Source organism: Nocardia niigatensis NBRC 100131 (assembly GCF_000308655.1).
Taxonomy (GTDB): Bacteria; Actinomycetota; Actinomycetes; order Mycobacteriales; family Mycobacteriaceae; genus Nocardia; species Nocardia niigatensis.
Genome location: NZ_BAGC01000054.1, coordinates 1 through 22,527, shown reverse-complemented (window position 1 = coordinate 22,527; position 22,527 = coordinate 1). Strand labels below are relative to the sequence as shown.

General features: G+C 70.0%; 20 protein-coding genes. 13 read left to right on the top strand and 7 right to left on the bottom strand.

Annotated features, from left to right (window positions below):
• Window positions 1–205: 205 nt before the first annotated feature.
• Window positions 206–1,072 carry an Fpg/Nei family DNA glycosylase gene (locus ON33_RS25880; protein ID WP_040861696.1) on the top strand — a complete coding sequence of 289 codons (867 nt, stop codon included), beginning with the start codon at window positions 206–208 and terminating at the stop codon, window positions 1,070–1,072.
• Between the two features lie 95 nt (window positions 1,073–1,167).
• On the opposite strand, the gene ON33_RS25875 is transcribed toward ON33_RS25880, so the two are convergent.
• Window positions 1,168–1,857, bottom strand: coding sequence for a pyridoxamine 5'-phosphate oxidase family protein (locus tag ON33_RS25875; protein ID WP_040861695.1), 690 nt, complete (start codon window positions 1,855–1,857; stop codon window positions 1,168–1,170).
• 162 nt (window positions 1,858–2,019) lie between these two features.
• On the opposite strand from ON33_RS25875, the gene pdxR reads away from it, so the two are divergent.
• The 3 genes from pdxR (at window position 2,020) to ON33_RS25860 (ending at window position 5,378) form a co-directional block, all read left to right on the top strand.
• The gene (gene pdxR / locus ON33_RS25870; protein WP_245550710.1) at window positions 2,020–3,414 is read left to right on the top strand and encodes a MocR-like pyridoxine biosynthesis transcription factor PdxR; all 1,395 of its coding nucleotides are present in this window, start codon (window positions 2,020–2,022) and stop codon (window positions 3,412–3,414) included.
• Window positions 3,411–3,656: a DUF2630 family protein gene (locus ON33_RS25865; protein WP_040861768.1), complete on the top strand. Its 246-nt coding sequence runs from the start codon at window positions 3,411–3,413 to the stop codon at window positions 3,654–3,656. The genes pdxR and ON33_RS25865 overlap by 4 nt, the downstream gene beginning before the upstream one ends.
• Window positions 3,657–3,764: 108 nt before the next feature.
• Entirely contained in the window at window positions 3,765–5,378 is a 1,614-nt protein-coding gene (locus ON33_RS25860; protein WP_040861694.1) for a carboxylesterase/lipase family protein, read from the top strand.
• Between the two features lie 6 nt (window positions 5,379–5,384).
• Here the strand turns inward: ON33_RS25860 and ON33_RS25855 are convergent, their stop codons facing one another.
• Window positions 5,385–6,644 carry a hypothetical protein gene (locus ON33_RS25855; protein ID WP_040861693.1) on the bottom strand — a complete coding sequence of 420 codons (1,260 nt, stop codon included), beginning with the start codon at window positions 6,642–6,644 and terminating at the stop codon, window positions 5,385–5,387.
• Between the two features lie 86 nt (window positions 6,645–6,730).
• Window positions 6,731–7,492, bottom strand: coding sequence for a crotonase/enoyl-CoA hydratase family protein (locus ON33_RS25850; protein WP_040861692.1), 762 nt, complete (start codon window positions 7,490–7,492; stop codon window positions 6,731–6,733).
• A 119-nt stretch (window positions 7,493–7,611) separates the two neighbouring features.
• Here ON33_RS25850 and ON33_RS25845 point away from each other — a divergent pair, with 119 nt between their 5' ends.
• From ON33_RS25845 to ON33_RS25820, 7 genes are all read left to right on the top strand, one after another.
• Window positions 7,612–8,271: a TetR/AcrR family transcriptional regulator gene (locus tag ON33_RS25845; RefSeq protein WP_040861691.1), complete on the top strand. Its 660-nt coding sequence runs from the start codon at window positions 7,612–7,614 to the stop codon at window positions 8,269–8,271.
• Between the two features lie 12 nt (window positions 8,272–8,283).
• Complete coding sequence (locus ON33_RS25840; protein ID WP_040861690.1) at window positions 8,284–9,906, top strand: acyl-CoA dehydrogenase family protein; 1,623 nt, start codon at window positions 8,284–8,286, stop codon at window positions 9,904–9,906.
• Between the two features lie 89 nt (window positions 9,907–9,995).
• Complete coding sequence (locus ON33_RS40015) at window positions 9,996–10,337, top strand: type II toxin-antitoxin system Phd/YefM family antitoxin (RefSeq protein WP_083869306.1); 342 nt, start codon at window positions 9,996–9,998, stop codon at window positions 10,335–10,337.
• Between the two features lie 299 nt (window positions 10,338–10,636).
• On the top strand, window positions 10,637–11,113 hold the full coding sequence (locus ON33_RS25835) for a hypothetical protein (protein ID WP_157184734.1): 477 nt from the start codon (window positions 10,637–10,639) through the stop codon (window positions 11,111–11,113).
• Window positions 11,114–11,180: 67 nt separating this feature from the next.
• Window positions 11,181–12,563 (top strand): DUF1731 domain-containing protein, encoded by a 1,383-nt coding sequence (locus ON33_RS25830; protein ID WP_083869305.1) that lies wholly within the window; start codon window positions 11,181–11,183, stop codon window positions 12,561–12,563.
• 89 nt (window positions 12,564–12,652) lie between these two features.
• The gene (gene qcrB / locus ON33_RS25825; protein WP_040861766.1) at window positions 12,653–14,257 is read left to right on the top strand and encodes a cytochrome bc1 complex cytochrome b subunit; all 1,605 of its coding nucleotides are present in this window, start codon (window positions 12,653–12,655) and stop codon (window positions 14,255–14,257) included.
• On the top strand, window positions 14,254–14,493 hold the full coding sequence (locus ON33_RS25820; RefSeq protein WP_040861688.1) for a hypothetical protein: 240 nt from the start codon (window positions 14,254–14,256) through the stop codon (window positions 14,491–14,493). Before qcrB ends, ON33_RS25820 begins: the two co-directional genes overlap by 4 nt.
• Here ON33_RS25820 and pcrA read toward each other — a convergent pair whose 3' ends face one another.
• The gene (pcrA, locus tag ON33_RS25815; RefSeq protein ID WP_040861687.1) at window positions 14,494–16,962 is read right to left on the bottom strand and encodes a DNA helicase PcrA; all 2,469 of its coding nucleotides are present in this window, start codon (window positions 16,960–16,962) and stop codon (window positions 14,494–14,496) included. It abuts the gene before it with no gap.
• Window positions 16,963–17,304: 342 nt separating this feature from the next.
• Here pcrA and ON33_RS25810 point away from each other — a divergent pair, with 342 nt between their 5' ends.
• On the top strand, window positions 17,305–17,610 hold the full coding sequence (locus ON33_RS25810; RefSeq protein ID WP_040861686.1) for a chorismate mutase: 306 nt from the start codon (window positions 17,305–17,307) through the stop codon (window positions 17,608–17,610).
• Between the two features lie 190 nt (window positions 17,611–17,800).
• On the opposite strand, the gene ON33_RS25805 is transcribed toward ON33_RS25810, so the two are convergent.
• The gene (locus tag ON33_RS25805) at window positions 17,801–19,252 is read right to left on the bottom strand and encodes an NAD-dependent succinate-semialdehyde dehydrogenase (protein ID WP_040861685.1); all 1,452 of its coding nucleotides are present in this window, start codon (window positions 19,250–19,252) and stop codon (window positions 17,801–17,803) included.
• A 190-nt stretch (window positions 19,253–19,442) separates the two neighbouring features.
• Here ON33_RS25805 and pgi point away from each other — a divergent pair, with 190 nt between their 5' ends.
• A complete protein-coding gene (pgi, locus tag ON33_RS25800) occupies window positions 19,443–21,083 on the top strand; it encodes a glucose-6-phosphate isomerase (RefSeq protein ID WP_040861684.1) in 1,641 nt (546 codons plus the stop codon).
• A 27-nt stretch (window positions 21,084–21,110) separates the two neighbouring features.
• Here pgi and ON33_RS25795 read toward each other — a convergent pair whose 3' ends face one another.
• On the bottom strand, window positions 21,111–21,311 hold the full coding sequence (locus ON33_RS25795) for a hypothetical protein (protein ID WP_040861683.1): 201 nt from the start codon (window positions 21,309–21,311) through the stop codon (window positions 21,111–21,113).
• 536 nt (window positions 21,312–21,847) lie between these two features.
• Window positions 21,848–22,527: M23 family metallopeptidase (locus ON33_RS25790; protein WP_040861682.1), on the bottom strand; the 680-nt coding region annotated here is incomplete at its 5' end.

The window sequence follows — 22,527 nt, the reverse complement described above, 5'->3', positions numbered from 1 at the left end:
GTCCTGAGCCGGGCCTTGTAGCGACATGCGCGCCCTGAACCGGGCCCTGCAGCGACGGGCGCGTCCAGAGCCGGGCCTTCCAGCGGCGGGCGGGCCATACCCCCCCAGCGTTCCTCGGCGGGCCGCGGCCGCGCGCTGGAACCGTCGGGTGTCGGGGGGTGCGGCTAGGGTGGACGGAGATGATCGCCCAGGTGGAGGAGATCCGTTGCCCGAACTACCGGAGATTGTGGCGCTCGAGCAATTCCTGGCCGAGCATGCGGTGGGGGCGGTGGTCGGGCGGGTCGACGTCGCGGCCCTGAGCGTCTTGAAGACCTTCGAACCACCGGTGACCGCGCTGTCGGGACGCGACGTCACCGGAGTCGGGCACTGGGGCAAACACCTCGGAATGGATTGCGACGGGCTGTGGTTGATCACGCACCTGTCGCGAGGCGGCTGGCTGCGCTGGATCGACGAACCCGGCGCCAACCCACCCAAACCCGGCAAGGGGCCGCTCGCCCTGCGCGTGCACTTCTTCACCCCGGAGGGCGCCACCCCCGCGTTCGATCTCACCGAGGCCGGCACCAAGAAGCGGCTGGCCGTGTGGATCACCAGCGATCCGCTCTCGGTGCCCGGCATCGCGCGACTGGGTCCCGACGCCCTGGCCGTGAGCGAACCCGAATTCGCCGAGATCCTGCACGGCACCTCGCAGCGCGTGAAGAACGCGCTCACCGACCAGACCCTGCTGGCCGGCATCGGTAATGCCTACTCCGACGAAATCCTGCACACGGCAAGGCTTTCGCCGTTCGCCAACGCCGGCACCCTGGACACCGGACAGGTGGCGCGGCTGTATTCGGCCATGCGGGCCGCCCTGTCCGACGCCATCCAGCGCTCGGTGGGGCAGGACGCCGCCCGCCTCAAGGGCGAGAAGCGTTCCGGCTTCCAGGTGCACGCCCGCACCGGCCTGCCGTGCCCGGTGTGCGGCGACACTGTCCGCGAGGTGTCCTACGCGGACAAATCGTTCCAGTACTGCCCGACCTGTCAGACGGGCGGCAAGATCCTGGCCGATCGCCGCATGTCCCGGCTGCTGAAGTAGATAGCCGTCAGACCGCGGCCACCGCGTCGGTGCGGCGGTTCAGCACGTGGGGCCGGGATCGGCACGCCCGCGGCCAGATCCGCAGTAGATAGCCGTCAGACCGCGGCCACCGCGTCGGTGCGGCGGTCCAGCACGTGGGCCGGGATCGGCACGCCCGCGGCCAGATCCGCGGCCGGGATCGGGGCGTCGAAGACCTGACGAAGCGGCAGGACTCCGGCCCAGACGCCCCCGGCGTCGATATCGGCCTGCTCGTCACGCGGGCCGCCGGTGCGGACCTTGACCGAGGCTTCGGTGAGGTCGAGGGCCAGGACCGTGGTCGCGGCCATCTCCTTCTTGTTCGGCGCGCGCACCGCGTCCCACGCGCCGGGCGCGGCCTGCTCGACGATGACCCGCAACGCGCGCATCCGCTCCCCGGGATCGGTGAGCTCGATCGGCCGCCCGTGGATGACCGCCGAGCGGTAGTTCATGGAGAAGTGCATTGCGGCGCGGGCATAGACGATGCCGTCCACGTGCGTCACGGTCAGCGAGACGTCGCCGGTCAGGGCGGCGCGCATATTGCCGGAACCGGTGGAGCCGTGCAGGTACAGCGTGTCGCCCTCGCGGCCGTAGATGGTCGGAATGACCACCGGGCTGCCGTGCAGCACCACGCCCAGGTGGCAGATCAGCCCGGCGTCGAGGACCGCGTCCAGCTCGCCGCGATCAACGCGACCCCGCTCCTTGGCTCGGGTGAGGCTGCTGCGCGGGGTGGGTGACAAAGGGGTCCGGCTAGAAGCTGTCTCACTCATACGACCAGTTTCAGCGGAGAAATGGCATTCCTGAATAGCCAATTCCCCGCAAGATCGACAGACCACTTCGGCGGACCGGTGCGGCGTTCGTGGTCGGGTCCACCACCAGGACTGGCATGCTGGGATCGACTGTTCGCCGCAGGGGCAGGAGGCCACTCGAAGGTGAATCGGCTGGTCGACGATGATCTTCCGTTCGCGATCGCACGGGAGAGCGGGGTGCCGCTGGCAGTGCAGGTGGCCGATGGGCTGCGGCGGGCCGCCAGCTCCGGTGCGCTGCGTGGTGGTGACCGGTTGCCGTCCTCGCGGGAGCTGGCGCAGCGGCTCGGGGTGAGCCGGACCGTTGTGACCGCGGCCTACGACCAGCTGCACGCGGAAGGGTGGCTGGATGGGCGGCACGGGTCGGGCACCTATCTGACGGCGGCGCCCGCGCCGGTCGGCGCGCAGACCGGCGGGCCCGAACGGCTCGATCCGCTGGCGGGACTGTTGGATCTGGGCGCGGGGGCGCCAGCCATCGAGGCCATCGATCGGGCCGCCTGGCGGCGGGCGTGGCGGGCCGCCTCGGATCGAATGCCGTTGATCCGCAAGGACCGGAGCGGTGAGACCGACTATCGCGAGGCCGTCGCCGAACATCTGCTGCGGCATCGCGGGCTGGGCGCGGGCAGCGGGACCACGGTGCTGGCCACCGCCGGAACCAGCGCGGCCGCAGGCGAACTCGCGGCCGCGCTGCTGCGGCCCGGCGCGGTGGTGGCCATCGAGGATCCGGGCTATCAGCGGGCGGCCGGAGCCTTCCGGGCGGCGGGCATGCGGACGGTCCCGGTGCCGGTGGACGCCGACGGCCTGCGGGTGGAGCTGCTGCCGGAGGACGCCGGTCTCGTGTATTGCACTCCCGCGCACCAGTTTCCGCTGGGCGCGCGCATGCCCGCCGCGCGCCGCGTCGAGCTCATCGAATTCGCCCGCCGCACCGGCGCGCTCGTGGTCGAGGACGACTACGACGGCGAATTGCGGTACGACACCGCACCGCTGCCGCTGCTGGCCACCCTGGCCCCGGACGTGGTCGTGCACCTGGGCACCACCAGCAAAATCCTCACCCCGTCGCTGGGTGTCGGCTGGCTGGTTGCCGATCCCGCCGTCGCCGCGGCCGTGCTCGCCCACCGCGAATTCACCGGCACCGGCCCGGCCCCCGCCGGTCAGCAAGTGGTGGCCGAACTGGCCCGGCACGGCGACCTGGCCCGCCATCTGCGCCGCCTGCGCCGCGACATGCCCACCCGGCGTGCTCTGGTGGTGGACGCGCTGCGCGGCCACGGCCTGCGCGTGCGCGGCGACGACGCCGGATCCCACGTGTTCGTCCCCCTCGCCACCCCGGAGCAGGAGGATCGCGCGGTGGCCGCCGCCCGCGAGCTCGGCGTCTATCTGGACGCGCTGGGCCGCCATCATCTCGGCGCCCGGCACACCTTCGGCATCGCCCTCGGATATGCGGCGCTACCTGCGGCGGAGCTGCCACGCGCGGTCGGATTGGCCGGGTCGGCGCTGGCCCGGGTCGTAGAGTGGTCCGCATGAGCGAAAAGGACATCCACGCGCGCATCAAGGAACTCGTGGATCGTGAGCACGAGCTGCGAGCCAAGACCACCGGTGGCGAACTCGACCCGGAGACCGAGCGCCGCCAGCTGGCCGAGATCGAGGTCCAGCTCGATCAGTGCTGGGACCTGCTCCGCCAGCGCCGTGCCCGCCAGGACCAGGGCCGCAACCCCGACGAGGCCCAGGCCAACTCCGCCCGCCAGGTCGAGGGTTATCTGCAGTAGCCGTCCCGTCGCTGTCCGGCCCGCCGCGCCCGGCCGGTGGGTCGGCTGTTCCCGCCACCCGCCCGCCGACCCCTGGGAGCCCCCGAGAGTTGGGTCTACCCTTTGTGAATGGTGGCAACGACAGACATCACGACCGCGGACGGCGCAGTTCGCGGATTACGGGGCCGCCGCGTTTCACGCTGGCGGTCCATCCCTTTCGCGGCGGCTCCGGTGGGAGAGTTCCGCTTCCGGGCGCCGCGGCCGGTGCAGCCGTGGAGCGGGGTGCGTGACGCCACCCGCTTCGGCTACGCCGCAATGCAACACCGGGATGGCGCCCGAACCGGGCCGCGCCAGGCGCAGCCGACCGGCGAGGACTGCCTCACACTGAACGTGACGGCGCCGAACACGCCATCCGCCACGCCGCGCCCGGTCATGGTGTTCATTCACGGCGGCGGCTACATGATCGGTACCTCCGCGCTGCGGCTGTATTCCGGCGGCAGGCTGGCGGTCCGCGGCGATGTCATCGTGGTGTCGGTCAACTACCGGCTCGGGGCCTTCGGTTACGTCGATTTCGGCGAATACTCCACGCCCGACAGCCAATTCGACTCCAACCTGGGCCTGCGCGATCAGGTCGCGGCGCTGGAGTGGGTGCGGCGCAATATCGCCGCGTTCGGCGGCGACCCGAACAATGTCACCATCTTCGGCGAATCGGCCGGCGCGCACGCGGTGCTCGCCCTGATGGCCACGCCCGCCGCGGCCGGACTGTTCCACCGCGCCATCGCCCAGAGCGCGCCCGCGGACTGGGCGCCGAGCCAGGCCGAGGCCCGGCTGTTCGCCCGCCGCGTCCTCGACGACCTCGGCATCGCCCCCGGAGACGCAGCCAAGGCGCTGCGCACGGCCGGCGCCAACGACATCCGCAAGGCCGTCGACCACTCGGTCTCCCGGGTCATGCAACAGCAGCCGGGCCTGTTCCCGGTGGCGCCCGTGGTGGACGGTGAATACCTGCCGGTCGCACCGATCGCCGCGTTCGTCAATGGCACCGCGCATCGCGTACCGCTCATCATCGGGACGAACCGGGACGAGGCCACCCTGTTCGTGCGCTTCGACGACACCCTGCCCACCACCCCCGATCGCATGCGCTGGCTGCTGCGGCACGTGGATCAGGCTCTCGACGTGGGCGACGACAGCCCCATCTTCACCAAACTCGGCCAGTCCATGCCGACCTCGCAGGACCGGCTGCACGAGACGCTCGCCGAATTCGGCGCGGCCGTCGAGAACCGGGTCACCGCCGCGTATCCCGGCTTCCCGGGCAAGAGGGCCACCGTCCGCATGGGCGGCGACTTCACCTTCTGGCGGCCCTCGGTGCGCGTCATGGAGGCGCACAGCCGGTACGCGCCGACCTACGCCTACCGCTACGACTTCGCCCCGCGCGCAATTCAATTGAGCGGTTTCGGCGCGACGCACGCCCTGGACCTGATCCCCGTCTTCGGTGCGGTCGACTCGTCCTTGGGCCGTGCCATGACCGCGCTCGGCGGCCATCGCGCCTTCCGCGAGGTGTCGAGCCAGTTCCAGGACAACTGGCTGGCCTTCGCCCGCACCGGAACTCCACTGCCGGTCTGGCCCGCCTACACCGAGGAGCAGCGCGCCACGCTGATCATGGATTCGCCCGGCCGCGTCGAACGCGATCCGGAGCGCGCCAAACGCCTGGCGTGGCAGGGAGTTCGGATTCCCGCCCTCACCTAGCGGCGGTCACCAGGTCGAGCAGGGCAGGCCGAGAGCGGACAGTTCCGCCTCGGCCAGCGCGGTGAGCGCGGCGGAGGTCGGGACGGCATCCGGGTCCAGCCCGACCAGCGACAGCGTGTAGGTGTCGGCGATCCGGGTCAGATAGCCGGAGAGCCGCGTGCGGGGCAGCGCGTCGGACCGGAGCCCAGGGTGGATCGCGCGAGCCGCCAGCCCGGTGCAGGCATGCGGCCCCAGTGCGAGCAGCGACTCCGGGAGGTTTCCGATATTGGAGCACAGGATGTCTCGCTCGCCCGCGCCCCGGGCCAGCCGATACGCCCAGCGGTCCGGCACGACCTGGAGGATCTCCTCCGGAATGCCGCCGGGACTGGTCATGCGGTGCTCGTAGGCCGCGCGGGCCTTGCGGCGCAGCGTGGCCGGGGTGTCATCGTGGGTGATGGCGACCTCGGTCATGGACATGTCGTTGTCCACGCGCGGCTCGTCCCGCGTGTCGACCGGGAGACTGGCGGCGATGGTGTCGGCGGGAAAGCCACTGGCCCACAGCATCTTCGCGATCAGATGGACGAACAGGCTGTTGGCGGTGCCCGCGTGCGAGACGGCGACGCGGTTCCAGTCCCGGGCGGGGATCTCGAGCACCGTCCCGCAGGTGGCGGAGGCGCCGGGTCGTGACATGGCAGTCGCGGTGCCCGGCAGCAGCTTTCGCGCCTCGGGCGCGGTGGGACGGGCGGGGATGCCGCGCCGCAGGGCGCGGGCGGTCCCGCCCAGGACGGTGGCCCACATGCGCCGGGCGTCGGCCCAATCCGAATGCCCCGCAAGGGGTGCGGCGAGCGGGATGCCGGACAGGGCGTTGTCGATGGCCAGGGTGAGCGCGCGGCCGTCGGCCAGCGCGTGCGAGCAGGTCAGCGCGACCAGGCAGCCGCCGTCGTCGAGGCGGGCCGCCGACAGCCGCCAGCCCGGCCCGGACTCGGGATCGAGGTCCACGCCCTGCTGATCGGCCCAATCCAGCACGGCCGCGGCCGGAATCGGCTCGGGCGTCATGGTGAACGGGTACGCGGTCTCGTTCGGCTGCCAGCGCGGCCGCGCCCCGGGCACCCGTGACCGCACCACGCGGCGGCCCAGCGGCCCGGTGCGCAGATCACGGTGCACGCGCCAGAGCAGGGCCGGATGTACCGGTTCGGCGGTACGCCAGAGTCCCTGCAGGACGATCGGGGTGCCCATGCCCCGATGCGACCGCAGGAAGATCTCGTCCAGCACGCTCAGCCGATCCATCGAACGGCTAGCGTACCGATCGGTTCCCTGGCGTGCTGCCACGCGTATTCGGGGCTTTCCGGCGAGCGCGCGGACCCGAGCCCGGATCAGGCCGGACTGCCGTGCCGGCCGGCGCCCGAGGCGAACCGCTGCGCCCCGTCCAGCGCGCCGTCCATGAGCGCCCTCATGCCGTGGCGCAGCTCGTTGGCGATGGCCTCGGGCTCCTCCAGGCCGTTCTGCTCCAGCACCGACATCCGGTCCGAGCGCAGGCAGGTCTGCGGCAGGGCGGCCATCTCGCGCGCGAGATCCTCGGCGGCACGGCGGGATTCGCCGGTCGGCACCACTCGGTTGACCAGGCCGATCTGCAGCGCCTCGGTGGCGCCGACGGCCCGGCCGGTGAGAATCAGGTCCATGGCGCGGCCCTCGCCGATGATGCGCGGCAGCCGCACCGTGCCGCCGTCGATGAGCGGTACGCCCCAGCGGCGGCAGAACACGCCGAAGGTACTGTCCTGCTCCGCGATTCGCAGATCGCACCAGAGCGCCAGTTCGATGCCGCCCGCCACCGCGTACCCGGAGACCGCGGCGATGACCGGTTTGGACAGCTTCATGCGGGTCGGGCCCATGGGACCGTCGCCGTCCTCGGTGACCTGGTTGGACCGTTCGGTGCCGAGGGCCTTCAGGTCGGCGCCGGCGCAGAAGGTGCCGCCGTCGCCCCACAGCACGGCGACCGCGGCGGTGGGGTCGGCGTCGAACTCGCGGAAGGCGTCGGCCAGGGCCTTCGCGGTCGGGCCGTCGACCGCGTTGCGGGCTTCGGGCCGGTGCAGGATCACGGTGTAGACGGGGCCGTTGCGCTCCACTCGTACTGTCACGCGGCCGACAGTACGCCGTAACCGGATCCTGTACAGCGGCGCGGCGCGCCCCGGCCGAGGGCGGTGGTGGGCGACGGGTGGGCTTGCGTCAAGAAATGAATTGGTGGTTCACTTCTTGCATGGCCTATCGCAGAACGCCCGCTGTCCAGGCCCGCCTGGATGCTCAGGCGGGGTCGATCGTGCGCTCCGCCATGACCGTGCTCTCCCGCGACGGGTTCGCCGGACTGTCCATGGCGGCGGTCGCCGCCGAGGCCGGGGTCGCCACCGGCACGGTGTACAAGAACTTCAGCGGCAAGGCCGAACTGGTCACCGCCGTCTTCCGCGAGGTCGTCACCCGCGAGGTCGACGCCGTCGCCGCGGCCGGCGCGGCGGGGGAGGGGCGCACCGCCCCGGACCGCGTCACGGCCGCCGTCGAGACCTTCGCCGGCCGCGCCCTCAAGAACCCCAAACTCGCCTACGTCCTGCTCGCCGAGCCCGTGGACGCCGCCGTCGACGCCGAACGTCTGCGCTTCCGCAGGGCCTTCGCCGAGACCTACGTGTCCGCGATCTCCGACGGCATCGCCACCGGTCAACTGCCGCCGCAGGATCCGCGCACCTCCGCCACCGCGCTGGTCGGGGCCATCGGCGAGGTGCTCGTCGGCCCGCTCTCCGAACAGCTGCAGAGCGAATCGGTGCTGCCCGAACTGGTCTCCTTCGCGCTGCGCGCCCTCGGCGTCCAGCCCTCTGCCTCCGGCGTCCAGCCCGAACTTCCCGAATCTCGCGGCGTCCCACACGAATAGGAGTCACCCGCAATGCACACGCACGACGTCTTCAATCAGGTGCCGCCCATCGTCCCCTTCGACAACTCGCGCAATCCCGCGCTGCTCGAGGGCCTGCACCGGGAGGGTGCGGGCTGGGCCGAGGCCGAGGTGCGGGAGCTGGGCGTGCTCGCGGGCGGCGCGGCCGCGCAGGAGTGGGGCCGGCTGGCCAACGAGTACCCGCCGGTCCTGCACACCCACGACCGCTACGGCAACCGCATCGACGAGGTGGAATTCCACCCGCACTGGCACGACCTGATGAACACCGCGGTATCGCACGGCCTGCACGGTTCGCCCTGGCAAGACGACCGGCCCGGCGCGCACGTGGCCCGCGCCGCCAAGTTCTACACCTGGGGTCTGGCCGACGCCGGGCACATGTGCCCGATCTCCATGACCTACGCCGTGGTGCCCGCGCTGCGCCACAATCCCGAACTGGCCGCGAAATTCGAGCCGCTGCTGGCCTCCCGCGTCTACGACTTCGGCCTGCGCGAACCGTCCAGCAAGGCTGGTCTCATCGCGGGCATGTCCATGACCGAGAAGCAGGGCGGCTCCGACGTCCGCGCCAACACCACCACGGCCACCCCGCTATCCGACGGCACCTACCGGATCGTCGGCCACAAGTGGTTCACCTCGCACCCCATGGGCGACATGTTCCTGACCCTGGCCCAGGCGCCGGGCGGCCTGTCCTGCTTCCTGCTGCCCCGGGTGCTGCCGGACGGCACCCGCAACGCGCTGCGTATCCAGCGGCTCAAGGACAAGCTGGGCAACAAGTCCAACGCCTCCTCGGAACTGGAGTACGAGAACGCCATCGGCTGGCTGGTCGGCGACGAGGGCGCGGGCGTGAAGACCATTATCGAAATGGTCAATATGACCCGGCTGGACTGCGTGATCGGCTCGGCCACCGGCATGCGCGCCGGCGCGGTCTACGCCACCCACCACGCCCGGCACCGGCAGGTGTTCGGCAAGCACCTGGTCGACCAGCCCGCCATGCGGAATGTGCTGGCGGACCTGGTGATCGAGTCCGACGCCGCGACCACCGTCATGATGCGCCTGGCCGGCGCCACCGACCGCGCCGACATCGATCCCGCCGAGGCCTCGCTGCGCCGCATCGCGCTGGCGGTCACCAAGTACTGGGTGTGCAAGCGCGCCCCCGCGCACGCGGCCGAAGCGCTGGAATGCTTCGGCGGCAACGGTTATGCCGAGGAGTCCGGCATGCCGCGGCTGTACCGCGAGGCCCCGCTCATGTCCATCTGGGAGGGCTCGGGCAATGTGGCGGCGCTGGACGCGCTGCGCGCCATGGGCCGTCAGCCGGAGACGGTCGAGGCGTTCTTCAACGAGGTGAACCTGTCCCGCGGCGCCAACCGCTACCTGGACGAGGCCATCGACCGAATCGGCAAGGAGCTCACCGACTTCGCCGATATCGAATACCGCGCGCGGCGCGTGGTGGAGCTGATGGCGCTGGTGCTGCAGGGCGCCCAGCTGGTGCGGCACGGGCACCAGGCCGTCGCGGACGCCTTCTGCGGCACCAGGTTCGGCGGCGACTGGGGTATCGCGTTCGGCACGCTGCCGACCGGCGTCGACACCGAGGCCATCATTCAGCGCGCCTACGTCGACTGAGTCGGCTCCGGTTGCCGGATCCGGCCGACACCCGTCGCATCCGTAGCGAAGCCGTTGCGACGGTGTAGTCAATCCCGTATCGAGGACATATGACGAGTCCTGCGGAGTTTCCAGAGATCCCCCAGCGGGAACTGCGGAATGACGCGAGCCGCGTCCTTCGTGAGGTCCGCGCCGGGCGTTCATACACCATCACGGTGGATGGAACCCCGGTCGCGGATCTTGTTCCGCACCGGAATCTGAGGCGTCGTTCGGCGGTCCCGCTCGCGGAAGCTGTTGCGGCGTTCAGTGGATTATCAAGTGCCGCAACGATATCGGCCGGAAGTGCGGAGGCATCCATCAAATTGCCGTTGTTCACGGTCAATCCCGACGCCTTCTCCGGCCTGACCGGATTGGTGGAGGTCCAGAAGGTCACCCACCCGGACGATCGTTGACCCTGGATTCCTCCCCGGCGCGGTCATGGGTGTGGGCGGCGGTCGATAGCCTCGCCGCTGACGATATTGTCCACCGTGATGGTGCCTTCGACGCGGATCTTCTCGCTCATCACATGCCTCTGTTGTCCGGAATGCGCCCGCGACGCACGACTGTCGTGTTCACCTTCGGGCGACCGGGGACATTCATCAAGTAGCGAATCGGGGTGGATCGAGAAACCTCGTCAATCGATGCACCTCATTGTGAGACACGCGAATTCGCGCTGGTGTCAACGGGTTCCGGTGCTCTAGGGTCGGTCATCATGAACGTACGTAGTGTTATCGGCTCTGCGATGGCCGCGGTGGCGCTCTCATTCCTCGGCACCGGTATCGCCTCCGCCGATTCAGGTGTCATCGAGGCGGACAATTCGGACTTCCTGGTGGGCGACACCCTCTATTTCAATGAATTCGCCACCCAGTGCGCCATTCACGCGAATGGCGACGTCGCCTGCGATCTCGGGCAGGGCAACAAACTCTGGGGCCTGATTCCCATCTCCGACATCGTGATCGACGGTTCCTTCCTGCCCGCCCACCCGACCTTCGGACTCGGCGGACAACACGGGAACCCCAACGCCCGTCAGCTCTGGGACGTGCCGCGCCCTCCGGGCAATGTCTACGCCGGCACCCAGTTCGACTACGCGGGCGCGACCTGCCTCGGCGGCCGTCCGCACGGCGGCGGTCTGACCTGCACCTCGCACGGTCACACCTTCACCCTCGGCACCCAGACCAGCATCGGCTGACCGCGCCGCTGGGCTGCGACCAAAGCCACGCTTCCGGCCGCGGCCCAGCGGTAATAGCGTCGAAAGCATGCCTCGTACAACGACGTACACCCAGTGGATCGCCCGCACGCCCCAGCAGCTGTGGGCCGTGCTGGGCGATCCCGCCCGCTGGCCCGAGTGGAATCCCGCCGTCGCCGCGGTGACACTGCACGGCGCCCCGGCGGCAAGCGTCACCGGCGACTACCTGCCACGCGGCCGCGTCCACGAGGCAGTGCACGGGCGGCTCGCGAAGCCGTTCGTCGTCTCCACCTTCGTGCCCGATCGCGAAATCACCCTGGAACAGCCCGAACCCGCGGGCACCATGCGCCTGCGCTGGGTGCTCACCCCGCGCGACGGCGGCACCGAACTCGGTCAGCAGCTCACCTTCAGCGGCGCCTCGGCGGCGGTCATGCGCAAGATCGTCGGGGACCTGCTGCTCCACGACACCCGCACCTGCTTCACCCGCCTGGCTCAGCTGGCCGGACTGCGACCCGCCGCCGACGCGCTCACCGTCGTCATCGCGGGCGGCACCGGGGCGCTGGGTCGCACCCTGGCCGCCGACCTCACCTGCCGGGGCCAGCGGGCTGTCATCCTCACCCGGCGCGCGGTGCCGGATCTGCCCTACCCGCAATACGAATGGGACGGCCACACCCTCGGCGCGTGGACCGACGCCCTGCGCAATCCGGGCCGCACCGCGGTGGTCAACCTCGCGGGCAAGCTCGTCGACTGCCGTCCCACCGCCCGCAATGTGGCCGAATTGCGCCGCAGCCGAGTCGATTCCACTCGCGCGCTGGTGGAGGCGTCCAAGACGCTGGACCGGCCCATCGACTATTGGATCCAGGCCGGTACCACCGCCATCTGGGCCGACGCGGGGGAGCTCCGCTGTACCGAGAGCACACCCCTGCCCGAGCCCGGGCTGCCGCAGATGACCGGCGTGGCCGCGCCCTGGGAGGCGGCCTTCGAAGGCGCCAACGCCACCCACTGGACCATCCTGCGCACCTCCATCGTGCTGGACCCGGACGCGCCCGCGCTGCGGCGGCTGGCGGGCCTGACCAAGGCGGGGCTGGGCGGCAGCGTCGGCAGCGGACGGCAGTGGTTCAGCTGGATCCACTTCGAGGACTGGCTGGCCATCGTGCGCGCCGGACTGGGCCTGGATGCGCGGGTCGGCCTGCCGAACGGCGTCCTGGTCGCGGCCACCGACTTCCCGGTGCGCAACAAGGAACTCATGACCGCCCTGCGCCGGCAGCTGCGCCGGCCGTGGTCGCCGCCCACTCCCGCCGTAGCCCTCACCGTCGGCGCGGTATTCCTGCGCACCGACCCGGCGCTCGGGCTGACCGGGCGGCACGCCACCTCGGAGGTGCTGCGGCACAGCGGGTTCCGCTTCCGCTACCCGACCCTCGACGAGGCGCTGTCGAACCTGCTGCCACGCTGACCGGCGGCCCCCGGAACTCCGGGGGGGTGATCCGGGACAAACGCCCGATCCAGGTGTCACGTTTCGGCCTGCTCCGGCGTCTCATGTTCATGAACGCCACCGCGAACCGCGCCGATGCCGCCGACCAGCGGTATCACCTGGCCGCGGGCCTGAAACGCTCCATCAACAAGGTCTTCCCGACCCACTGGTCGTTCCTGCTCGGGGAGATCGCGCTCTACAGCTTCATCATCCTGCTGCTGTCCGGCGTCTACCTGACCCTCTACTTCGAACCGTCCATGACCGAGGTCACCTACGACGGCAGCTACCAACCGCTGCGGGGCGTGCAGATGTCGGCCGCCTACCGCAGCGTCCTGGACATCTCCTTCGACGTGCGCGGCGGGCTGTTCGTCCGGCAGGTCCACCACTGGGCCGCCCTGCTGTTCGCGGCGTCGATCATCATCCACATGTTCCGGGTGTTCTTCACCGGCGCCTTCCGCAAACCCCGCGAGGCCACCTGGGTGATCGGCGCGGTGCTGCTGATCCTGGCCATGTTCGAGGGCTACTTCGGGTACTCGCTACCCGACGACCTGCTGTCGGGCACCGGCCTGCGCTCCCCGCTGGGCGGCATCACCATGGCGATCCCCGTCATCGGCACCTGGACTCACTTCTTCCTCTTCGGCGGCGAATTCCCGGGCACCGTCCTGATCCCGCGGCTCTACATCACCCACGTGCTGCTGTTCCCGGGAATCATGCTGGCGCTCATCGGCGCCCACATCGCCCTGGTCTGGTACCAGAAGCACACCCAGTTCCCCGGGCCCGCCCGCACCGAGCGAAATGTGGTGGGCGCGCGCATCGTTCCGGTGTTCTCCCTGGACCAGGGCGCGTTCTTCGCCTTCACCCTGGCCACCGTGGCCCTCATGGGCGGGCTGTTCCAGATCAACCCGATCTGGAATCTGGGGCCCTACAATCCCGCCCAGGTATCGGCCGGATCCCAGCCCGACTTCTACATGATGTGGACCGACGGCCTCGCCCGGCTCATGCCACCCTGGGAGATCTACCTGGGCCGCTACACCATTCCCGCGCCCTTCTGGGTGGCGGTGGTGATGGGCCTGGTGCTGGTGGTGATCCCGCTGTATCCGTGGATCGAGAAGCGGCTCACCAAGGACACCGCGCACCACAATCTGCTGCAGCGGCCGCGAGATGTGCCGGTGCGCACCGCGATCGGATCCATGGCCATCGCCTTCTACCTGGTGCTCACCTTCGCCTGCGTGAACGACATCATCGCGCTGAAGTTCGACGTCTCGCTCAACGCGACCACCTGGTTCTTCCGGATCGCGCTGCTGATCCTGCCGCCGCTGGCCTACTTCATCGCCTACCGTTTCTGCCTGGGCCTGCAGCGCAGCGACCGGGCGGTGCTCGAGCACGGCATCGAGACCGGCATCATCAAGCGGCTGCCGCACGGCGAATACATCGAGGTGCACCAGTCGCTCGGACCGGTGGATGGGCACGGCCATCCGGTTCCCCTGGAGTACCAGGGTGCCGCCGTCCCGAAGAAGATGAGCAAGCTCGGCTCCGCGGGCAAACCCGGGCCCGGCGGATTCCTCGTCGCCGACCCACCCGGCGAACGCGCGCTCCGCACCGCCCAGCATCATGAGGAGGAACGCGCACAGCTCGCCATGCTGAAAACCAAGCAGGACAACGGGAGTCGAGGATGAAACTCCGGACACGCACCGACGACGCGGAATACGGGCTGCTGGTGCCCGCCGCCACCGTCTACGACATGCAGTCCGCGCGCGCCGTCCGGCAGCTGCTGCACACCCACGGAGTGCGCGCCACCATGGGCCGGGCGCGCATCCACCGCTGGCGCAACATCAAGGACCGCTTCCGGATCCTGGTCTTCCCCGAGGACGCCCTGCGCGCCTACGACGTCCTCAGCCGCCACACCAGCTGATCAGAGCTTGGTCAGCGTCCGGCTGTACTGCGGGATCAGCCGGATCTTGCCGGCCGTGCCGAAGTCGATGGTGACCGTCGCCAGGGAACCGAAACCCTCGGCGGCGATCACCCGGCCCAGACCGTACTTGTCGTCGTTGACCCGATCGCCGACCGCAAGCACCAGACCGGTGTTGTTGCGCTTGACCCCGGCGGCGGCCGGCGCGGGCCGCCGCTCACCGCGATCACGCAGACCGGGGCGGGGCTCGGACCAGCCGTCGCCGCGGGTCCAATCCCGTTCCAGGCCATCGTCATCGCCGCGCCGGCGGAAACCGCGCGAGGTCTGCGACGGTGCCGGCTCCAGACGCCGCCAATCCATGAGGTGACCCGGAATCTCCTGCAGGAAGCGGGATTCCGGATTCGAGACCGGCTGCCCCCAGCCGGACCGCACCACGGCCCGGGTCAGATACAGCCGCTTGCGGGCGCGCGTGATGCCCACGTACGCCAGGCGCCGCTCCTCCTGCAGCTCCGTCGGATCGCCCAGGGCGCGCATGTGCGGGAACTGGCCGTCCTCCCAGCCGGTCACGAATACGACCGGGAACTCCAGGCCCTTGGCGGTGTGCAGCGTCATCAAAGTGACCACGCCCGAACCCTCTTCGGGGATCTGGTCCGCGTCGGCCACCAGCGAGACCCGCTCCAGGAACGCCGCCAGCGACCCCGGCTCCGGTTCCCCCTCGGCCTGCTCGGGCAGCAGGCCCTCGGCCCGCGCGGCCTCCACATTGTTGCGCGCCTCGGAACTGAATTCCCTTGCGACACTGACCAATTCATTGAGGTTGTCCAGGCGCGCGCCGTCCTGCGGATCGTCGGAGGCCTCCAGCTCCGCGCGATAGCCGGTGCGGTCCAGCACCGCCTCCACCACCGAACCCACATCCGGGAAGTCCGCGGCGGCCACGCCTGTGTCACCAGCCGCCTGCGCGCCCGCCGCCCGGATCTCCTCCAGCAGCTCCAGGAACCCGGCGATGGCCCGCTGCGAACGCGAATTCAGCAGCGCCACCTTGCCCTCGGCCGCATCCCGGAGCGCCTGGGCGAAACCGGTGTTCCGCTGCTCGGCATGCACGGCCACACACGCCTCCGCGCGATCGCCGATGCCGCGGCGCGGCGTGTTGAGAATGCGGCGCAGGCTCACCGCGTCGTCCGGATTCTCCAGCACGCGCAGGTAGGCCACGATGTCGCGAACCTCCTTGCGCTCGTAGAAGCGCACGCCGCCGACCACCTTGTAGGGCAGACCCATGCGGATGAAGATCTCTTCCAGCGCGCGTGAATTGTTGTTGGTGCGGTAGAAGACCGCCACATCCGCGTAGTTGGCGTCGCCCTGATCGACCAGCCGGTCGATCTCGCGGGCCACGAACGAGGCCTCGTCGTGCTCGTTGTCGGCTACATAGCCGACAATCAGATCGCCGTCGCCCTGATCGGTCCACAGCTTCTTCTCGCGCCGCCCCTCGTTGCGGGCGATGACCGCGTTGGCGGCGGTCAGAATGTACTGGGTGGAGCGGTAGTTCTGTTCCAGCAGAATGGTTTCCGCATCCGGGAAGTCACGCTCGAACTCCTCGATATTGCGGATGGTGGCGCCGCGGAAGGCGTAGATGGACTGGTCCGCGTCACCCACCACGCACAGCTCCGAGGGCGGCACCCGATCCTCGGAAGCGGTAGCGTCACCCGGCCCGCCCCGATGGTGGCCCACCAGCTCGCGCACCAGCACGTACTGCGCGTGGTTGGTGTCCTGGTACTCGTCGACCAGCACGTGCCGGAAACGCCGCCGGTAGTACTCGGCCACCTGCGGATGCCGCTGCAGCAGCGACACCGTCTCGCCGATCAGATCATCGAAGTCGAGGGCATTGGCCGCGCGCAGGCGCCGCTGGTACTCGTCGTAGACCCGGGCCACGATGCGCGGCAGCTCGCTGTCCTCGGTCTCGGCGTCGGCCGCGGCCTGTGGCGGGTCGATGAGCTCGTTCTTGAGATTCGAGATGGCGGTGGACAGCAGGCGCGGCGAGTACTTCTTCGCGTCGATCTCGAAGTCGCGGACGATCATGCCCAGCAGCCGCCGGGAATCGTCCGCGTCGTAGATGGAGAAGTTGGAGTTCAACCCGGCCAGCAGCGACGCCTGGGTGCGCAGGATGCGCACGCAGCTGGAGTGGAAGGTGGATACCCACATGCCGGCCGCGCGCGGGCCGACCAGCCCGGCCACGCGTTCGCGCATCTCGGCGGCGGCCTTGTTGGTGAAGGTGATGGCCAGCACCTCGCCGGGGCGCACCCCTCGGGCATCGAGCAGATAGGCGATGCGACGGGTCAGAACCGCGGTCTTTCCGGACCCGGCGCCGGCCACGATCAGCAGCGGGGTGCCGGTGTGCATCACCGCGGCGCGCTGTTGTGGATTCAATCCCTCGAGCAACCGCTCGGTCTTCTGCTCGTCCTGTGCCACCGTCGTATTCATCGCCCATCCACGCTACCGGCGCGCACCGACAGGCGGCGGGCCGGATCGCACAGGTGTCCGATAAGTGCCGGTCCGGCGAACATCCGGTGAACCACATCCGCCCGCGAAACTCCGGAGATTCACAAACGTACCCGTTTTGCATAGGTCCCTCTGCGTGGCACACTCGTCCCATGACCGGCTCCCAGGCGACGTATTGCACCTGAGCCTGATCCCAGGGGGATGAGTTTTGTGATCCTGGGGGGACAATGTAAGGCCAACAGGTCTGATTCTTGGTGAAGAACCGATCGGTAACGGGGTGGGTCCACCCGCCGATCGACGTTCTGGACCACGAGGAGTTGAAGAATGAGCATCTCGACGACGGGACAATCCGAGTCTGCCACCGGCTCGGACTCCGCCCTGCCCTCCGAGGCTGAGATCGACAAGCTGCGCTTGGAAATCGACAAGCTGGACGCCGAAATCCTCGCAGCAATCAAGCGCCGCACCGAGGTCTCGCGCATCATCGGGCGAACGCGCATGGCGAACGGCGGGCCCAAGCTCGTCCACTCCCGCGAGATGAAGGTGCTCGAGCGATTCAGCGAACTGGGCCAGGAGGGACACACCCTGGCCATGCTGCTGCTGCGCCTGGGCCGCGGCCGGCTCGGCCACTGACCGAGTCTCGGGGGACCCGCTCTCGGCGGGCGCTGGCGGCCTCCTGTTAACGACGAGCACCGCTCGAGCAGATACATGAGCGGTAGCGCCGTTCAGCGCGGCCTCATACAGACCACGCTGCATGCGTGCCACGGATGCAGCCTCCCCCAAGCCGCCCCGGGTGTCTCGACCCCGGGGCGGTTCTTTCCCTCTACGGCAGGGCGATGTACTTGATGTCGAGGTATTCCTCGATGCCCTCGAAGCCGCCCTCCCGGCCGAAACCGGATTCCTTCACGCCGCCGAAGGGCGCGGCCGGGTCGGAGATGACGCCGCGATTGACGCCGACCATGCCGGTCTCCAGGCCCTCGGCCACCCGCAGCGCGCGGTCCAGACTGCGCGTGTAAACGTATGCGACCAGGCCGAATTCGGTGTTGTTGGCCGCGGCCAGGCCCTCCGCCTCGGTGTCGAAGCCGACGATCGGGGCGACCGGGCCGAACACCTCCTCGCGCAGGATACGGGCCTGCGCCGGAATATCGGTGAGGACCGTGGCCGGGTAGAACCAGCCCGGACCGCCGGGTGCCTTGCCGCCCAGCCTCACCTGCGCGCCCGCCGACACCGCGTCGTCCACCAGCTCGCTCACGGTGTCGAGCTGGTTCTCGTTGATGAGCGGGCCCAGTGTGGTGTCCGGATCCACGCCATTGCCGAGCCGGTACTCCGCCATGGCCGCCACCAGTTTGTCGGTGAATTCCTGGCGAACCGAATTCTGGACGTGGAAGCGGTTGGCCGCGGTGCACGCCTCACCGCCGTTGCGCAGTTTGGCCAGCAGCGCGCCCTGCACGGCCGCATCCAGATCGGCGTCGTCGAAGACCACGAACGGGGCATTGCCGCCGAGCTCCATCGAGGTGCGCAGCAGACCGTGCGCGGACTGCTCGACCAGCTTCTTGCCCACCGGCGTGGAACCGGTGAAGGTCAGCTTGCGCAGGCGCGGATCGCTCAGCAGGGGAGCGGTCACCGCACCCGAATGCGAGGTGGTGATCACCGACAGCACGCCGTCCGGCAGCCCGGCCTCGCTGCACAGCTGGGCCAGCAGCAGCATGGTCAGCGGGGTCTCGCCCGCGGGCTTCACGATCATGGTGCAGCCCGCCGCCAGCGCCGGGCCGATCTTGCGAGTTCCCATGGCCAGCGGGAAGTTCCACGGCGTGATGGCCAGGCATGGGCCGACGGGCTGCTTGTGCACCAGGATTCGCCCGGTCCCGGCCGGGGCGGGCTGGTAGCGGCCGTGAATCCGGACCGCCTCCTCGCTGAACCAGCGGAAGAACTCCGCGCCGTAGCGGACCTCGTTGCGGCTCTCCGGCAGAGCCTTACCCATTTCGAGGGTCATCAGCAGCGCGAACTCCTCGGCCCGCGCGGTGATGGCCTCGAACACCGCGCGCAGGATCTCCCCGCGCTGCCGGGCCGGGGTGGCCGCCCATTCGGCCTGGACGGCCGCGGCCGCGTCGAGGGCGCGCACCGCGTCCTCGGGCGTCGCGTCGGCGACTCTGGCGATGACCTCACCGGTGGCCGGATCGTGCACGGGGAAGGTCGCGCCGCCGGTGGCATCCACCGGTCCGCCGATCCAGAGTCGCGTGGGAATGGACGAGAGTAGTTCGCTCGCAGACACCATGAGACGAGCCTAGGCTCGTGCCCGCCCGGGCCGCCGCAGTCCGTGGAATCCGCACCCCCGGCGCGTGTTCGAATCTCGCTCTGCGCTGGGCGAACTCCGGCGACGCGAGCGCGTGCGGCCGTTGGTGCGGCATGCAGAGAACGCCTTGTTACCTGCGAGTCGCAACCGCAAGGTTGTACCCTCGGCGATCGTGAGCAGCGACATCACCGCGTCGGCGGTCTGGCGGAAACTGCACGATCACCATGCCTCGCTCGCGGGGCGGCATCTGCGTGAATTCTTCGCCGAGGATCCCGAGCGTGGTCGTGACCTGACCGTGCAGGTCGCCGACCTGCACATCGACTACTCCAAACACCGGGTGACACGCGAAACCCTGGATCTGCTGGCCGAATTGGCGCAGACCGCCGGTGTCGAGCAGCGCCGCGACGCCATGTTCGCCGGCGAGCGCATCAACACCTCCGAGGACCGCGCGGTCGGGCACGTGTGGCTGCGCCGGCCCGCCGCGCGGCCGCTCACGGTCGACGGCCAGGACGTCGAGACCGACGTGCACGAGGTGCTGCGGCGGATGGGCGAATTCACCGACCAGGTGCGCTCCGGGCAGTGGCGCGGCGCCACCGGCGAACGCATCGCCACCGTGGTGAACATCGGCATCGGCGGCTCGGACCTGGGCCCGGCCATGGTGACCCTGGGCCTGCGGCACTACGCCGACGCCGGCATCTCGGCGCGGTTCGTCTCGAACGTCGATCCCACGGACCTGGTGTCCAAGCTGGACGGCCTGAACCCGGCCACCACGCTGTTCATCGTCGCCTCCAAGACCTTCTCCACCCTCGAGACGCTCACCAACGCCACCGCGGCCCGCCGCTGGCTGGTGGCCGCGCTCGGCGAGGACGCTGTCGCAAAGCATTTCGTGGCCGTGTCCACCCACGCGCAGCGGGTGGCGGACTTCGGTATCGACACCGCCAACATGTTCGGCTTCTGGGACTGGGTCGGCGGCCGCTACTCGGTCGACTCGGCCATCGGCCTGTCGGTCATGGCGGTCATCGGCAAGGAGCGCTTCGCCGAGTTCCTGGCCGGAATGCACGCCGTGGACGAGCATTTCGAGAATGCGCCCCTGGCCGAGAACGGCCCGATCCTGCTCGGGCTGCTCGGCGTCTGGTACTCGAACTTCTTCGGCGCGCAGTCCCGCGCGGTGCTGCCGTACTCCAATGACCTGGCCCGCTTTCCGGCCTACCTGCAGCAGCTGACCATGGAGTCCAACGGCAAGTCCGTGCGCGCCGACGGCACCCCGGTCACCACCTCCACCGGCGAGATCTTCTGGGGCGAGCCCGGCACCAACGGCCAGCACGCCTTCTACCAGCTGCTGCACCAGGGCACCCGGCTGGTGCCCGCCGACTTCATCGGATTCGCCCGTCCCACCGACGATCTGCCCACCATGGACGGCACGGGCAGCATGCACGACATCCTGATGAGCAACCTCTTCGCCCAGACCAAGGTGCTGGCCTTCGGCAAGACCGCCGAGGAGATCGCCGCCGAGGGCACCGCCCCGAATCTGGTGCCGCACAAGGTGATGCCCGGCAACCGGCCCTCCACGGTTATCCTGGCGCCGCAGCTGACCCCGTCGGTGCTGGGCCAGCTGATCGCGCTCTACGAGCACCAGGTCTTCACCGAGGGTGCGATCTGGGGCATCGACAGCTTCGACCAGTGGGGCGTGGAACTGGGCAAGCAGCAGGCGCTCGCCCTGGAACCGCTGCTCACCGCGCCGGAAGAGCCCGCACCGCAAGCGGATTCGTCCACCGACGCGTTGATCCGCTGGTACCGCTCGAACCGCCGCTGATCGGGTGCTGAACGCGCCGAACGGATCTCACCGCTCGGCCCGGGCCACTGCCGGCCCGGGCACAGCAGGTCGAGCGCGTCTCCGGTCCGCGCCCACCTGACCGATGGCGGCGTCGAGCACCTCGAACTCGCCGGGGCCACCGAGCCAGGATTCGGATCGGCCGGCCACGTCCGCGGGCCCGGTCAGCTCGAACGGGCCGGGCGGCACCACGGCGCGCAGCCGCGCCACCGTCGTAACCGGGCGCGGCGGACGGTGCCCGCGGCGTCCAGAACCGCTCGTACCGCGCCGGGACGCTCGCCCTGCCGGTCTCCTCGGCCTGTTGCAGCCGGACCCGCTCCGGGGCCGCCAGGGCCGCGCGATGGGGTCGATCCTCCGGCAGCGCCTGTTACACCTCCTCCACCGCCGGCCCTCGCCGGTCCGCCCCGATGCCTCGGCGATCTGTGCACCATCCGCATGACGGGTTCGACGCCGCGCGATGGGGTCGATCCTCCGGCAGCGCCTGTTACACCTCCACCACCGCCGGCCCTCGCCGGTCCGCCCCGAGGCCTCGGCTATCTGCACGATCCGCATGACGGGTTCGATCCGGTCGCCGGTCAGGCCGTCCGGCACGCCCTTGCCGGCAAAGCGCTCGAACGACTGCGGCAGCGCGCGTACCCCGGTCCCGGCCTTCATGCCGTCACCCTGACGCTTTCGCGGGAAGCCGGCCGGAATGCCGGAAGGCGCGCCCCGCGGGGCGCGCCTTCCGGATCGGATTCGATTGCGGGTCAGTCCCGTTCGGGGCCGAGCGAGATGCCGCGCGAGGCCAGCCAGGGCAGCGGGTCGATCTTGTCGACGCCGTTCAGCCAGACCTCGAAGTGGCAGTGCGGACCGGTCGAGAAGCCGCGGTTGCCGACGGTCGCGATCTGATCGCCGGCCATCACGCGCTGGCCCTGCGAGACGGTCGCGGTGTCGACGTGGCCGTAGATGGTGACGGTGCCGTCATCGTGGAGCAGCCGCACCCACATGCCGAAACCGGACGCGGGCCCGGCCTCGAGGACGGTGGCGTCGGCCACCGCGTAGATCGGGGTGCCGATCGGGGCGGCGATGTCGACGCCCTGATGGGCGACGCCCCAGCGGATGCCGAAGCCGGAGGTGAAGGTGCCGTTGGCGAACCGCGTCCACAGCGGGCGGTTCTTCGACGCCTCCTGGTTGGCCATGTCGGCGGCGAACTGCTTGCCCTTGGCCAGGATGTCGTTGAACTGGTCCAGGCTGGCGGGCGCGTTCGGGCTCACCACCTGGGGCGATCCGGTAGCGCCATCGCCGACCACCGAGGTCGCGGCGACTTCCTTGACCTGGTTGGCGGCCTGGTAGTCGACATTGCTGTTGTCGTGCGTGCCCGAGGCCTCGATGGTGGCCTGGCCCGCCGCCACGACCGCGCCGGCGGCGACCGCGACGACCGCGGCGC